Below are 12848 nucleotides of genomic sequence, written 5' to 3' on the forward strand. Positions count from 1 at the left end.
GAGACTAACCGCCGGCCGACCCGGTTACCAGCCCTCCGGCGGCTCGGTGAACGCCCGGCCCGCGTCGCGCGTCAGGGACAGCGCGCGCCGCACCCACGAGGCGCTCGCGCCGGCCAGGCCGCAGGACGGCGTCGGCACGGCGTGCGAGGCGAGCAGGGACCTCGGGAAGCCCAGCCGGTCCACCAGGTCCAGCGCGGGCTTCGCCACCTCGCGCAGCTCCAGCGGGCGGCCGGGGTCGGTGCTCGGCGTCAGGCCGAGGAACAGCGTCGCGCGCTCCTCCCACGCCTCGCCCACCTCGTCCCACAGGTCGGCGTCGAGCACGGACACGTCGAACGCGACCGCCTTCGCGCCGGCCGCGCGCAACATCGTGATCGGCGGCCGGGGCGCGCAGCAGTGCACGACCACGTCGGTCCCGACGCCCTCGATGACGCCCTGGAGCAGCGCCCGCGCCTCGGGCTCCGGCACCGCCGCCACCGTGCCGAGCTTCGACGGCGTGGGCAGCAGGCCGCGCAGCACGGCGGGCAGGGACGGCTCGTCCAGCTGCACGACCACGCGCGCGCCGGTCCGCTTCGCGACCTCCGCCACGTGCCGGGCCAGGCCCTCGGTCAGCGAGGCGGCGAACTCGCGCAGCGCGCCCCGGTCGGTCAGCACACGGTGCCCGCGCGCCAACTCGACGCCCGCGGTCAGCGTCCACGGGCCGGCCGCCTGGACCTTCACCACCGACGGGGTCAGGCCGTCCGCCGCCTCCTCGAACGCGTCGAGGTCGCGGCGCAGCAGGTCCACCGCCCGCCGGTGGTCCCGACCGGGGTGCGCCGCGGTCCGGTACCCGGACGCCACCACCTCGACCGGCAGGTCGACCAGCAGCGCGGCGGTGCGGCCGATGACGTCCGCGCCGACGCCGCGCGCGGGCAGCTCCGGCAGGTGGGGCAGGTCGGGCAGCTCGCCGAGGACGACGCGCGCGGCCTCCAACGGGTCGGTTCCGGGCAACGAGCCGATGCCGGTAGCGGCGCCGGCGGACCAAGGGGCAGCATCCACGGCGCACAGTCTCCCACCTCCGGAACCGCACCGGTTGAGAGTGAAAAGGTCTAGACCCATTGACGAGGTGGTCTAGGCCACCTACCGTCACTGTGTCGGTGCCGACAGTTGCGAAGGCGCCGCACAGACGTGGTGTGGGGGCGTGCCGCGCCCCGCGCTCCCGCACCACTCCCAACCCCCGTCCCCTGCCACGGGAGCAAGTGCCATGTCGAACAAGCGCAAGGCCCTGGCCGCGCTGGCGGCCGGTGTCGCGGCGGTGACGGCGGCCGGTCTGCTGCTGACGGCGCCCGCGGGCGCCTCGGCCGCGCCCACGGCCGGCTTCACCCAGGACTCCACGTGGGGTTCGGGCTACCAGGGCAAGTTCACGATCACCGCCGGCAGCGCGCCGCTGACCGGGTGGAAGCTGGAGTTCGACCTGCCGTCGGGCACGACGCCCGGCTCCTACTGGGACGCGACGCTCACCAGCGCCGGCACCCGCCACACGTTCACCAACCGCGAGTACAACGGCGCGGTCGCGGCGGGTGCGTCGACCTCGTTCGGTTTCCTCGCCAACGGGACCGGCCTGCCGGCCAACTGCAAGCTCAACGGGCAGCCGTGCGCGGGCGGTGGCACGACCACGTCCGCCCCCACGTCGACGTCCACTTCGACTTCGACGTCGACCTCCACGTCGACTTCGACCTCCACGTCGACCTCGACCACGACTCCGCCGGCGGGCGCCATCAAGTCCGCGCCGTACGTGGACATCACGATGCCCACGCCGTCCCTGGAGTCGGTGGCCCGCGCGACCGGCCAGAAGGTGTTCACGCTCGCGTTCGCGCTCGCCGACAGCTCCGGCTGCAACCCGTCGTGGGGCGGCACCATCCCGATCGGCGACAGCCGGATCGTCAACGACGTCAAGGCGCTGAAGGCGCTGGGCGGCGACGTGATCGTGGCGACCGGCGGCGCGGCCGGGCCGTACCTGGAGTACTCGTGCTCCACAGCGGACGCCCTGCTCGGCGCGTACAAGAAGGCGTTGGACGCGGTCGGCAGCAACCACCTGGACGTCGACGTGGAGGCGTCCATCCCGCACGACATGGTCAACACGGCGCTGAAGAAGCTCCAGACCGAACGCGGCACGTCCATCAGCTACACGATGCGCGTGCAGGGCGACGACTACGGCATGGACCCGTACTCGGTGCAGATCCTGCAGAACGCGGCGTCCAAGGGCCTGACCGTGCTGGTCAACCCGATGACGATGGAGTTCGGCTCGTCGCGGGCGGACTGGGGTGACGCGGTGATCGCGGCGGCGGAGAGTTCGCTGCGGCAGATGAAGACGATCTGGCCGGGCAAGTCGGACGCGGAGCTCAAGCGCCTGCTCGGCGTGACCCCGATGATCGGCCGCAACTTCAACGGCAAGGTCTTCACGCAGGCGCACGCGAACAAGCTCGTGGCGTGGGCGAACACCAACAGGATCGGCCTGCTCGGGTTCTGGTCGGTGGGCCGGGACAACGGCTCGTGTCCCGGCGGCGGGATCTCCCCGACGTGCAGCAGCATCAACCAGTCGCTCTACGAGTTCACCAACATCTTCCAACGATTCACCGCATGACCTGGGCAAATGACGACGGTTGATCTTGTCGGGCCGTCGTCAGGCCGTCCGGGGTTCCCCTGCCCGCTGCGGACGGAACACCCGATCCACCGCCGACCGAGCCCGAGCGTGGCTCGACGGCAGGAGATGGGTGTACGTCCGCAGCGTGAACCCCGGATCGGCGTGCTCCACCAGGCTCAACATCGAGGCCCTGCGCCGAGTCGCGTCCAAGGTCAGCCCTTACGCACGGGGCCAGCCGGCTCTCCGCCTCTATGACGAGCCGATCCGCACCGACCAGGTGAAGTGCGTGGTCCAGCCCTACCTGCCGGACGCGCGAGGCGTCCAGTCGCCCACCCTCGTCATCGAGCGGGACGACGCCCTGCCCGGCCTGTTCGGTACCTTCTCGCAGGTCTTCGACTCGATGTGGAACCGCGCGAAGGAGATCGATTGATGCGACCGCTCGACCAGCTGGTCGAGATCGCGCAGAAGGCCGTCCGCATCGGGAACGACCTGATCAGGACCAGCCGCCCGCAGACCGTCATCGAGAAGACCGACCGCGACACCTACACCGACGTGGACGTGCGCATCGAACAGGAGATCCGGGCCCACCTCGCCGAGGCGACCCCCGAGATCGGGTTCATCGGAGAAGAGGAAGGCCGCAGCGACCAGGCCGCCGACAGCGAGTACGTGTGGGGCCTCGACCCCATCGACGGCACCGCCAACTTCGTGCACGGCGTGCCACTCTCCGGGGTGTCCGTGGCCCTCTTGCGGGGAGACCGCGCCGTCGTGGCCGCGATCTCGCTGCCGTACTCGGACCTGCACTACACAGCGGCTGAAGGCAGAGGCGCGTACGTCAACGGCAGGCAGATCCGCACCAGCACCACGACCGAGCTGCCGAAGTCCATGATCGCCATAGGCGACTACGCCCTCGGCGACCACGCTGCCGAGGAGAACAGGCAGCGAATCGCCCTGACCGCCGCCCTGGCCGCCGAAGTCGAACGCATCCGCATGTTCGGCTCCGCCGCCCACGATCTCGTGTGGCTGGCGGAAGGCCGCATTGATGGAGCGGTGATCCTGTCGAACAAGACACTCGACCTCGCGGCAGGCATCCTCATCGCCAGGGAAGCCGGCGCACTCGTGCTGGACAGCTCAGGAGACGACCACACCGCGTCCTCCCGCCACACGATCGCAGCAACCAGCGGTCTCGCCCGCCCACTGCTCTCACTTGTCCAAACCGCGCTCTGAAGCGCTACCAACCCGACCCGACACGAAGGCGTCGCCGACGCAGCAAGCACCTTCGCTGACCGGGCCGGCTGGATGACCATCTGCCGAACTTGGCTCTAGAGGATCAAGGCGCTCCGCCTGCGGCGGCGCGCTGGGCGGTCACGTCGCGCCGGCACCGACTCGCGTTGGCACCGACTCCCCGCATCACGGCCCCGCCGGGCCCCCCGCTCCGCTCCGCCCGGCGGCCGTGCGCGGAGTCGATGCACGCGGCCAGGTCCAGCACGCCACCGCAGGCGCAGTTCCTGCGTCGAAGCCCCGCCAACTTGCGTACCACCACACGCCCCGAACCCACCCCCGCATGCGAGGGGAAGACGTCTCCATGCCCTCCTTCGAGAGGTTTTCCTCCGGACCACCCCCGCGTGCGCGGGGAAGACATCTCGGTCATGACGATCAGCGCGCCATGGCTCGGACCACCCCCGCGTGCGCGGGGAAGACTCTACGTGCAACCGCCGCAGCCGTGCCTCCGCCGGACCACCCCCGCGTGCGCGGGGAAGACTGCTTCTCCGCCTTCGCGGCGGCGAACGCCTCGGGACCACCCCCGCGTGCGCGGGGAAGACGCCTTGTGGTCGTGGTCTTCCATGCACCGGTACGGACCACCCCCGCGTGCGCGGGGAAGACCACGGACCATCGCAAGGTCGTCAACTTGATCGCGGGACCACTCCCGCGTGCGCGGGGAAGACCGAATTGCAGGGGGTCGAATTGGTGTCGAAGTGGGACCACCCCCGCGTGCGCGGGGAAGACCCCGCCGGCGGGCGCGTCCCCTACGCGTCGTGCGGACCACCCCCGCGTGCGCGGGGAAGACACCGCCAGCGCCACAGGCAGCGACACTTCAGGCGGACCACCCCCGCGTGCGCGGGGAAGACTCCGTACCGTCCAAGAGGATGTCGTAGTGCAGCGGACCACCCCCGCGTGCGCGGGGAAGACGCGGGAGGGGTGCGCGTCCCGTTTCGTCACGCCGGACCACCCCCGCGTGCGCGGGGAAGACACTTCCCGACCAGGGGCGTTGTGTCGGCATCGCCTCGTTTTCATTCGGTGCGCCTCGGTCTCGAAATCGCAGCGCGGCAGCATCTCCTGGCCACTCTGGTCATCCGCAAGGACCCGCCGCCTGGATGACCGAACTTCCAACAACACGAACGGCTCAAGCGGGCTGTCCCCACGGAGGCCCTGGGATTCTTTAGCACCGGGCCGACGGCATCAAGGGCGCTTCGCGTCGCTGCGCGATGGCCTACGGCCACCCTTGACACCGCCGACCCGGCGCTAACTGCGGCAAGGGCCGAGGGACAGGGGGCGAGTAGCCCACCGAAGTTCACCGGACCCGTTGTCGGCCGGCGGTAGCAGGAGGCAGCAATGCGAGGCACCAGGACCAGGACGCCCGGACAGCTCGCACTCTGGGGACGCTACGGACTGGAAGACCAGGCCGTCAGCCACGCCAACCGCCGGCACACCCAACCAACACCCCCACCGACCGCCCACGCCGATCACCACCAGATCCCGGTCATCCCTGCGCGACGTACCAGACTGTCCCCGGCGTTCCGCCCACCCTGCCACCTGGCACCCGTCTTCCGAGTCGCCGGCCGAGCGACCGACAGCCCCTCAGTCCGCGTGCCGACGCCGAGCCGAGGACGCACCATGATCGTCTTCCGGGCCGTCTCCGGGCCGTCGGACGTCGGAAACCAGCGAAACGCAACGGAACACGACCAGACATGTCTGCCCAGGTCAGCGGCGTTCACAGCCGTAAGTCGGCTGATCCCGTTTGGACAGGTGGAAGAACACCAACATCTTCAAGGGCTTCACCCGGTAATCCCTGCACGGCGGCGGGGGTGGTGTCGTTGCGGACGACACCACCCCCGCCGCCGGTTTCCGGCCCTGTTGAGGGGCACACGGCCGAGCGCTTCACGGCCCGGACGACCACCCCGCGCGTGCGGGGGGCGGCCGGACGCCGCCACCCGACGCTCCGCGCCGGGCACCGCACCCCCTATGGTGCGAAAGCATGGACGGACCCGCGGAGATGCTCGCCAAGGACGCCGCCTCGACCGCGCTCGGCATGAGGGCGGTCGAGCTGGGCGACGGTTCCGCCACGATCGCCATGACGGTCACCGAGAGCATGATCAACGGCCACGGCATCGCCCACGGCGGGTACCTCTTCCTGCTCGCCGACACCGCCTTCGCCTGCGCCTGCAACCGCGCCGGGTCCGTCACGGTGGCCGCGCAGGCGGAGATCGACTTCCTCGCGCCCGCGCACCTGGGCGACGAGCTGGTGGCCACCGCCGCCGAGCGGGTCCGGTTCGGGCGGAGCGGCATCTACGACATCACCGTCCGCCGGGGCGACGAGGTCGTGGCCGAGTTCCGGGGCCGCAGCCGGACCCTCCGCGCCCGCTAGGCCGACCGGCACGGGCCAGCGCCGGTTACCCGCGGGTCCGCCGATCGCGTCCGAGGCCGTCACCGCCGCCCCGATCACCGGGCGATCCCATGGTTGCGCGGGCTGGGACGATGTGCCTCATGCCTGTCGAGCGGACGCTGCGGAAGGCCGCCGAAGAGCTCGAACGTGGCGATCTGGCGAGCGTGCTGCGCGCGCGGCAGCGGCTCGTCGGCCTCGTCACCAGCTTCCCGGACCGGCTGGACCTGCGGGAACGGCTCGCCGACGTCTACCGGGTGCTGGGCGACGCGCCGCAGGCGGGCCGCTGGGGTTACCTGTCCGAGCACCGCGACCCGGCGGAGACGGCGGCCTTCGAACGCGCCTACCGCACCCCGGAGGCCCGGCTCGCGGCGCTGCACTGGGCGGGCGGCGACGCCGCCACCGAGACCGCGCGCATCCGGCTGGCCGCGTTGCGGGCCGAGGTGTCCGAGCAGCTGCGCGACCAGCTCGCCGCGACCGACGACCGGGACTCCTCGTGGCACGCGAACATCCTCGTCCTGCTCGGCCTGGTGCTGGTCCTGCTGTGCTTCGTGGTCGGCGTGGTGACCCTGGCCGGGAAGGTGTACGGCTGGCTGACGGGCTGACGCATGCTGGACGGCATGACTCCTGACGTCCTCGCCGCCGCCGATCGCATCCGCCCGCACGTCCGCCGCACGCCGCTGTGGCGGGTGGAGGTCGACGGCCGCCCGCTGGCGCTCAAGCTCGAACACCTCCAGCTGACCGGCTCGTTCAAGCTCCGGGGCGCGGTGAACACGCTGCTCGCCGCGGACGTGCCCGACCGGGTGGTCACGGCGTCCGGCGGCAACCACGGCCTGGGCGTGGCCGCCGCCGCGCGGCTGCTCGGCGCGCAGGCCACCGTGTACGTCCCGGAGAGCGTCCCCGAGGGCAAGGCGCGGCGCATCGAGGCCGCGGGCGCGAAGCTGATCCGCACCGGCTCGACGTACGCGGAGGCCGTGCTGGCGGCCCGTGCAGCACCCGGCTTCTACGTGGAGGCGTACAACGACCCGTTCGTGGTGGCCGGGCAGGGCACGGTGGCGGCGGAGGTCGTCGCTGACGCGCCGGACGTGGACGTGATCGCGGTGGCCGTCGGCGGTGGCGGGCTCGCGGCGGGCACGGCGCTCGCCGGGCGGCACGTCGCGGCGGTGGAGCCCGAGCGCTGCCGCTGCCTGCACGACGCGCTGGCCGCGGGTGAGCCGGTCGACTCGGCCGTGGACTCCGTCGCGGCGTCCGCGTTGGGCGCGACGCGGGTGGGCGCGGTGCCGTTCGAGCTGCTGCGGGCGGCGTCGGTGTCGTCGGTGCTGGTCGGCGACGACGAGCTGCTGGCGGCGCGGGACCGGCTGTGGGAGGAGTTCCGGCTGGCCGTGGAACCGGCGGCGGCCGTGCCGTTCGCGGCGTGGCTGCACGACCGCGTGCCGGGCGAGTCGGTGTGCGTCGTGCTGTGCGGCGCGAACACGGACTGGACGCCGTAGCCGCAAGCCGCGAGCCACGAGCCACGAGCCACGAGCCACGAGCCACGAGCGTCGCAAGCCGCAGGAGCAGGGAGCCGCCGTACGCGTCCGGACGTATCCCCCGATACCGCTCGGGGCACGACGACGCCGGGCCGCGCGACGAGCACCATCGGGTCGCATGACTTCGCGTGTCGCGTACCGGGTGGCGGCGGTGCTGTTCCTCTCCGGGCTGTTCCACCTCGTGGTGTTCCTCGTGGCCGGCGGCCCCTGGGAGGGACCGGTGTCGTGGCGCAAACCGGTGACGTTCGGCCTGTCGTTCGGGCTCACGCTGGCCACCTACGCGTGGGTCGGCGGGTTCCTGCGGTTGCGGGCGTTCTGGGTCGGGCTGTTCACCGCCGCGTCCGTGCTGGAGGTGGCGCTGATCAGCCTCCAGGCGTGGCGCGGGGTGCCCTCGCACTTCAACGAGGCCACGACGTTCGACACGCTGGTCACCCGCGCGCTGACCGGCGGCGGGGTGACGATCGTGGTGGCGGTGGTGGCGTTGGCGGTGGCCGCCCTCCGCGCCGCGCACCTCACCCGCAGCACGCGGCTGGCGGCGCTGGTCGGGACGCTGAGCCTGGTGGTCGCGCTCGCGTTCGGCGGGCTGATGGTCGCCGAGCGCGGCGGGTCGTGGAAGCTGTCGCACGGCGTGGCCATGCACGGGGTGCTGCTGCTGCCGCTGCTGGCGTGGGTGCTCGGCTTCACGACGTGGGACGAGCGGCGGCGCACCAGGGCGGTGGGCGCGGCGTCGGCCGGGTACGCGGTGCTGCTCGGCGGCGCGGTGGCGGTCAACGCGCTCGGGTGACCGCGCGGGCGGCCATGCTGAGGGTGACCGCACGCGGGTGGCCGCACGCGGGACCGCGCTCGGGTGGATCGCTCGCGGGCGAGCCACCCGGACCGGTCAGCGCGTGGTGCCGATCGTCGCGCTGGCCAGCACGAGGTCGCCCGCCGGGTCCGGCCGGTACACCGCCACCGCCTGGCCGGGCGCCACGCCGCTGAGCGGTTCGCGCAGGTGCACCAGCAGCTCCCCGTCCACCAGCTCGGCCACAGCCGGCGCGAGGCCGCCGTGCGCCCGGACCTGCGCCACGCACTCCACCGGGCCGTCGAAGTCGACCCGCGTCACCGGCCGGTGCGCCACGATCTCGGTCACGGCCAGCTTCTCCGCCGACCCGACCCGCACCGTGCCGCTCACCGGCTCCAGCGACAGCACGTAGCGCGGGCGGCCGTCCGGCGCGGGCGCGTCGATGCCCAGGCCCTTGCGCTGCCCCACGGTGAACTCGTGCACGCCGACGTGCCTGCCCAGCACCGCGCCGGTCTCGTCGTCCACCAGCAGTCCGGGCTGCTCGCCCAGCCGCCGGGTGAGGAACCCGCGGGTGTCGCCGTCCGGGATGAAGCAGATGTCGTGGCTGTCCGGCTTCTCCGCCACCTGGAGGCCGCGCTCGGCCGCCTCCGCCCGGACCGCGGCCTTGGTCGAGTCGCCCAGCGGGAACATGGCGTGCGCCAGCTGCTCGCGCGTCAACGAGGCCAGCACGTAGGACTGGTCCTTGCCGTCGTCGGCGCTGCGCCGCAGCTCCACCCGCCCGCCCGCGGTGGACAGCCGGGCGTAGTGCCCGGTGCACACCGCGTCGAACCCGAGCGCGATCGCCTTGTCCAGCAACGCCTCGAACTTGATCCGCTCGTTGCACCGCAGGCACGGGTTGGGCGTGCGACCGGCCGCGTACTCCGCGACGAAGTCCTCCACCACGTCCTCGGTGAACCGCTCCGCGAAGTCCCACACGTAGAACGGGATGCCCAGCACGTCGGCGGCCCGGCGCGCGTCCCGCGCGTCCTCCACCGTGCAGCAGCCCCGCGCGCCGGTGCGCAGCGTGCCGGGTTTGGCCGACAGCGCCAGGTGCACACCCGTCACGTCGTGCCCGGCCGCCACCGCCCGCGCCGCGGCCACGGCGGAGTCCACGCCGCCGCTCATCGCCGCCAGCACCCGCATCCCGCTCACACCCCCGCTGTAGTCCGGTCGGCGGCCCCGGCGAGCCGCCGCATCCCCGCGATGCCCGCCGCGCGGGCCCGCGCCACCACCGGCCCGATCACCTCGGCCAGCTCGCGCACCTCGGCCGCGGTCGACGTGTGCCCCAGCGAGAACCGCAGCGAGCCGCGCGCCAGCACCGGGTCGACGCCCATCGCCAGCAGCACGTGGCTCGGCTCCGCGACACCCGCCGTGCACGCCGATCCGGTCGAGCACTCGACGCCCTTGGCGTCCAGCAGCATCAGCAGGCTGTCGCCCTCGCAGCCGGGGAACGCCAGGTGCGCGTTGCCCGGCAGCCGGTGCTCAGGGTCGCCGCTGAGCACCACGTCCGGCACCGCGCGCCGCACCGCGGCCACCAGCTCGTCCCGCAGGGCGGCGACCTCGCCGACCCGCGCGAGCTGCTCGGTCACCGCGTGCCGCACGGCCGCGGCCAGCGCGACGATCGCCGGCACGTCCAGCGTGCCCGACCGCACGTCCCGCTCCTGGCCGCCGCCGTGCAGCAGCGGCGTCGTCGCCACGTCCCGCCCGAGCAGGAGCACGCCCACGCCGTACGGGCCGCCGAGTTTGTGCCCGGTCAGCGTCAGCGCGCTCGCGCCGGACCCCGCGAAGTCCACCGGCACCGCGCCGACCGCCTGCACGGCGTCGGTGTGGAACGGGACGCCCCGCTCGGCGGCCACGGCGGCCAGCTCGCGCACCGGGTTGATCGTGCCGACCTCGTTGTTCGCCCACATGGTCGTGACCACGGCGACGTCGTCGTCCAGCGCGTCGCGCAGCGCCTCGGGCACGATGCGCCCCAGGCGGTCCGGCTCCAGCCAGGTGACCTCCGCGTCCTCGTGCTCGACCAGCCACTCCACGGTGTCCAGCACGGCGTGGTGCTCGACGCTCGACGCCACGACCCGCCGCCGCCCGTCGGCGCGCCGGGCCCAGTAGACGCCCTTGACGGCGAGGTTGTCGCTCTCCGTGCCGCCGCTGGTGAAGATGACTTCGGAGGGCCGCGCGCCGAGGGCGTCCGCGATGTCCTCGCGCGCCTCCTCGACCGCCCGCCGCGCACGCCGGCCCGACGTGTGCAGCGACGAGGCGTTGCCCGTGCTGGACAACGCCTTGGTCATCGCCTCGATCGCCTCGGGGAGCATGGGGGTCGTGGCGGCATGGTCGAAGTAGGCCATCAGTCTCCCAGGGTAGCCCTGCCCAGCCGTCGCGTGAGCACGGCACCGAGCACGGCCACGCCCACCATCAGCAGGTCGAACGGCACGATCGCGGCCGTCGGCGCCTGCGCCGAGGCGAACGTGGCGACCAGCACACCGCCCAGGCCCACCAGCAGCGCCGACCCGAGCATGTCGCTGATCTGCAGCGCCGACGAGTTGAAACCCCGGTCCACGTCGCTGGACGCCCCCAGGGTGAGCACGCTCAGGCTCGACATGGCGAGCCCCATGCCCGCGCCCGCCACCGCCCACAGCACCGGCGTGAGCCACGCCGGACCCCACGGCGGTGCGATGAGCGTCACCCCGGCGATGCCCACGGCGTTGAGCACGAACCCCCAGCGGACGAGCTTCTCGCGCGGGATGTCCGACTTGCGCGACTGCCACCACGCGCCCGTCGACCAACCGAGGGCCGACAGCGTCAACGGGATGCCGGAGGCGATGGCCGAGTACCCGTGCACGGAGGTGAGCGTGAGCGGGATGAACGCCTCGGCCGCGAAGAACGACCCGGCGAGCAGGCCGCGCGCCAGGATCGTCACCGGCAGCCCCCGACGCGCCAGCAGCGTGCCCTTGGGCAGCAACACGCGCAACGCCGGCACCAGCACGACCAGCGCGGCCAGGCCGATCAGCAGGTTCACGCCGGTGGGGTGCTGCGCGGCCCAGCTCAGCCCCACGACACCCCCGCCGGCCGCCAACGCGGCCAACGGCAGACCGCGTCGCTGGTTCGGGTCGGGCCGGTGCTCGGGCAGCTTCCGCAGGACCGGGACGAGCAGCAGCACCCCGAGCAGCACCAGCGGCGCGAGCCCGAGGAACACCCAGCGCCACGACAGCGCCTCGGTCAGCCACCCCGACACGGCGGGCCCGACCAGCGACGGCACCACCCAGGCGCTGGCCACCAGGCCGAACACGGCCGGCCGGTCCTCTTCCTCGTACACCAGGCCGATCAGGACGTAGAGCGCGACCACCTGCGCGCCGCCGCCCAGTCCCTGGAGCACCCGGCCCAGCAGCAACTGCGCCATGTCCTGCGCCGCGCCCGCGACCAACAGCCCGACCAGGAACAAGGCGGGCCCGGCCAACAGGCTCGGCCGGGGCCCGCGCAGGTCGCTGAACCGACCGGAGAGCACCGTGGCGATCACGCTGGCGGCGAGGAAGGCGAGGAACGGCCAGGCGTACAGGTCGTTGCCGTCCAACTCGGCGACCATGCGGGGCATCGCCGTACTGACACCCATGTTCTCGAAGGCGAGCAAGGTGACGAGCAGGATGATCCCGGCCGTGGGCCCCCTCCGCTCGGGGGTCCACAACCTGCTCTTGGCTGACTGCCCGGTCTCTCGTCCCGCATCGGTCGTGGTCACGGCTTCATGTTTCAACCTCGACCCAGGTGGAGGTCAAGGTGATATGACGCAGACCGGCACACCCCACCCGTCCGCCCGACCCCGGCCGCCCACCCGCTGGGCACACCACGGCCGGCTGCGTGTCATCCCCGTACGGCCTGCCCGCAGGGCGACCACATTTTTCACAGGGGCGCAAGCACGCTTTTCGCTTGCGCCCCTGTGAAAAATGTGGTGGTCTTTGACAGGTCGTACGGGGATGACACGCAGCCAAAGCTTTTCAAGCTTCGAAGAAGCTTGAAAAGCCTGCAAAGCTTCGAAGAAGCTTTGCCCTCATCCTCGGTGGCCTGCCCAGCGGCGAGCGCCCTTCTTTAAGCTTTGACCCGCTAAAACCGAAGAACTTCCGCACGGAAGGCGCCCGCACAAGCTTTAAAGAAGCGCTCGCCGCTGGGCAGACCTCCGGGGAGGAAAAACAAAAGCCAAGGCGTCGTGTTCTCCCCGCATGACCTGTCAAA

11 protein-coding genes and 1 CRISPR repeat array are annotated in these 12848 nt (G+C 72.4%); of the genes, 7 read left to right on the forward strand and 4 right to left on the reverse strand.

What is annotated here, in order from left to right; genetic code table 11:
• Positions 1 to 24: 24 nt before the first annotated feature.
• Entirely contained in the window at positions 25 to 1035 is a 1011-nt protein-coding gene (locus tag C8E97_RS29340) for a methionine synthase (RefSeq protein ID WP_121008686.1), read from the reverse strand.
• 205 nt (positions 1036 to 1240) lie between these two features.
• Here C8E97_RS29340 and C8E97_RS29345 point away from each other — a divergent pair, with 205 nt between their 5' ends.
• From C8E97_RS29345 to C8E97_RS29375, 7 genes are all read left to right on the forward strand, one after another.
• On the forward strand, positions 1241 to 2620 hold the full coding sequence (locus C8E97_RS29345; RefSeq protein ID WP_121008688.1) for a cellulose binding domain-containing protein: 1380 nt from the start codon (positions 1241 to 1243) through the stop codon (positions 2618 to 2620).
• 145 nt (positions 2621 to 2765) lie between these two features.
• On the forward strand, positions 2766 to 3050 hold the full coding sequence (locus C8E97_RS34995) for a DUF5919 domain-containing protein (protein WP_246019255.1): 285 nt from the start codon (positions 2766 to 2768) through the stop codon (positions 3048 to 3050).
• The gene (locus C8E97_RS29355; protein ID WP_121008692.1) at positions 3050 to 3844 is read left to right on the forward strand and encodes an inositol monophosphatase family protein; all 795 of its coding nucleotides are present in this window, start codon (positions 3050 to 3052) and stop codon (positions 3842 to 3844) included. The genes C8E97_RS34995 and C8E97_RS29355 overlap by 1 nt, the downstream gene beginning before the upstream one ends.
• A gap of 324 nt (positions 3845 to 4168) precedes the next feature.
• A CRISPR array of direct repeats spans positions 4169 to 4868; the repeat unit is 28 nt; unit sequence GGACCACCCCCGCGTGCGCGGGGAAGAC.
• Positions 4869 to 5873: 1005 nt separating this feature from the next.
• Complete coding sequence (paaI, locus tag C8E97_RS29360) at positions 5874 to 6263, forward strand: hydroxyphenylacetyl-CoA thioesterase PaaI (protein WP_121008694.1); 390 nt, start codon at positions 5874 to 5876, stop codon at positions 6261 to 6263.
• Positions 6264 to 6382: 119 nt separating this feature from the next.
• On the forward strand, positions 6383 to 6883 hold the full coding sequence (locus C8E97_RS29365; protein WP_121008696.1) for a DUF6584 family protein: 501 nt from the start codon (positions 6383 to 6385) through the stop codon (positions 6881 to 6883).
• 15 nt (positions 6884 to 6898) lie between these two features.
• Entirely contained in the window at positions 6899 to 7768 is an 870-nt protein-coding gene (locus tag C8E97_RS29370) for a serine/threonine dehydratase (protein WP_246019256.1), read from the forward strand.
• Positions 7769 to 7925: 157 nt separating this feature from the next.
• Positions 7926 to 8591 carry a hypothetical protein gene (locus C8E97_RS29375; RefSeq protein ID WP_121008700.1) on the forward strand — a complete coding sequence of 222 codons (666 nt, stop codon included), beginning with the start codon at positions 7926 to 7928 and terminating at the stop codon, positions 8589 to 8591.
• A 96-nt stretch (positions 8592 to 8687) separates the two neighbouring features.
• On the opposite strand, the gene mnmA is transcribed toward C8E97_RS29375, so the two are convergent.
• From mnmA to C8E97_RS29390, 3 genes are read right to left on the reverse strand one after another with little or no spacing between them, the layout of a single operon-like run.
• Positions 8688 to 9770 carry a tRNA 2-thiouridine(34) synthase MnmA gene (gene mnmA, locus C8E97_RS29380; protein ID WP_121008702.1) on the reverse strand — a complete coding sequence of 361 codons (1083 nt, stop codon included), beginning with the start codon at positions 9768 to 9770 and terminating at the stop codon, positions 8688 to 8690.
• 5 nt (positions 9771 to 9775) lie between these two features.
• The gene (locus C8E97_RS29385; RefSeq protein ID WP_121008704.1) at positions 9776 to 10972 is read right to left on the reverse strand and encodes a cysteine desulfurase family protein; all 1197 of its coding nucleotides are present in this window, start codon (positions 10970 to 10972) and stop codon (positions 9776 to 9778) included.
• Positions 10972 to 12357: an MFS transporter gene (locus C8E97_RS29390; RefSeq protein ID WP_121008706.1), complete on the reverse strand. Its 1386-nt coding sequence runs from the start codon at positions 12355 to 12357 to the stop codon at positions 10972 to 10974. Before C8E97_RS29390 ends, C8E97_RS29385 begins: the two co-directional genes overlap by 1 nt.
• Between the last annotated feature and the right edge of the window lie 491 nt (positions 12358 to 12848).

It is taken from the genome of Saccharothrix australiensis (assembly GCF_003634935.1).
In the GTDB taxonomy this organism is placed as follows: Bacteria; Actinomycetota; Actinomycetes; order Mycobacteriales; family Pseudonocardiaceae; genus Actinosynnema; species Actinosynnema australiense.

What these genes read in the sequence shown, in the direction of transcription:
- C8E97_RS29345 (WP_121008688.1), top strand. Translation starts at nt 1,241, where the DNA reads ATGTCGAACAAGCGCAAGGCCCTGGCCGCGCTGGCGGCCGGTGTCGCG.
- C8E97_RS29355 (WP_121008692.1), top strand. Translation starts at nt 3,050, where the DNA reads ATGCGACCGCTCGACCAGCTGGTCGAGATCGCGCAGAAGGCCGTCCGC.
- paaI (WP_121008694.1), top strand. Translation starts at nt 5,874, where the DNA reads ATGGACGGACCCGCGGAGATGCTCGCCAAGGACGCCGCCTCGACCGCG.
- C8E97_RS29365 (WP_121008696.1), top strand. Translation starts at nt 6,383, where the DNA reads ATGCCTGTCGAGCGGACGCTGCGGAAGGCCGCCGAAGAGCTCGAACGT.
- C8E97_RS29370 (WP_246019256.1), top strand. Translation starts at nt 6,899, where the DNA reads ATGACTCCTGACGTCCTCGCCGCCGCCGATCGCATCCGCCCGCACGTC.
- C8E97_RS29375 (WP_121008700.1), top strand. Translation starts at nt 7,926, where the DNA reads ATGACTTCGCGTGTCGCGTACCGGGTGGCGGCGGTGCTGTTCCTCTCC.
- mnmA (WP_121008702.1), bottom strand. Translation starts at nt 9,770, where the DNA reads ATGCGGGTGCTGGCGGCGATGAGCGGCGGCGTGGACTCCGCCGTGGCC.
- C8E97_RS29385 (WP_121008704.1), bottom strand. Translation starts at nt 10,972, where the DNA reads ATGGCCTACTTCGACCATGCCGCCACGACCCCCATGCTCCCCGAGGCG.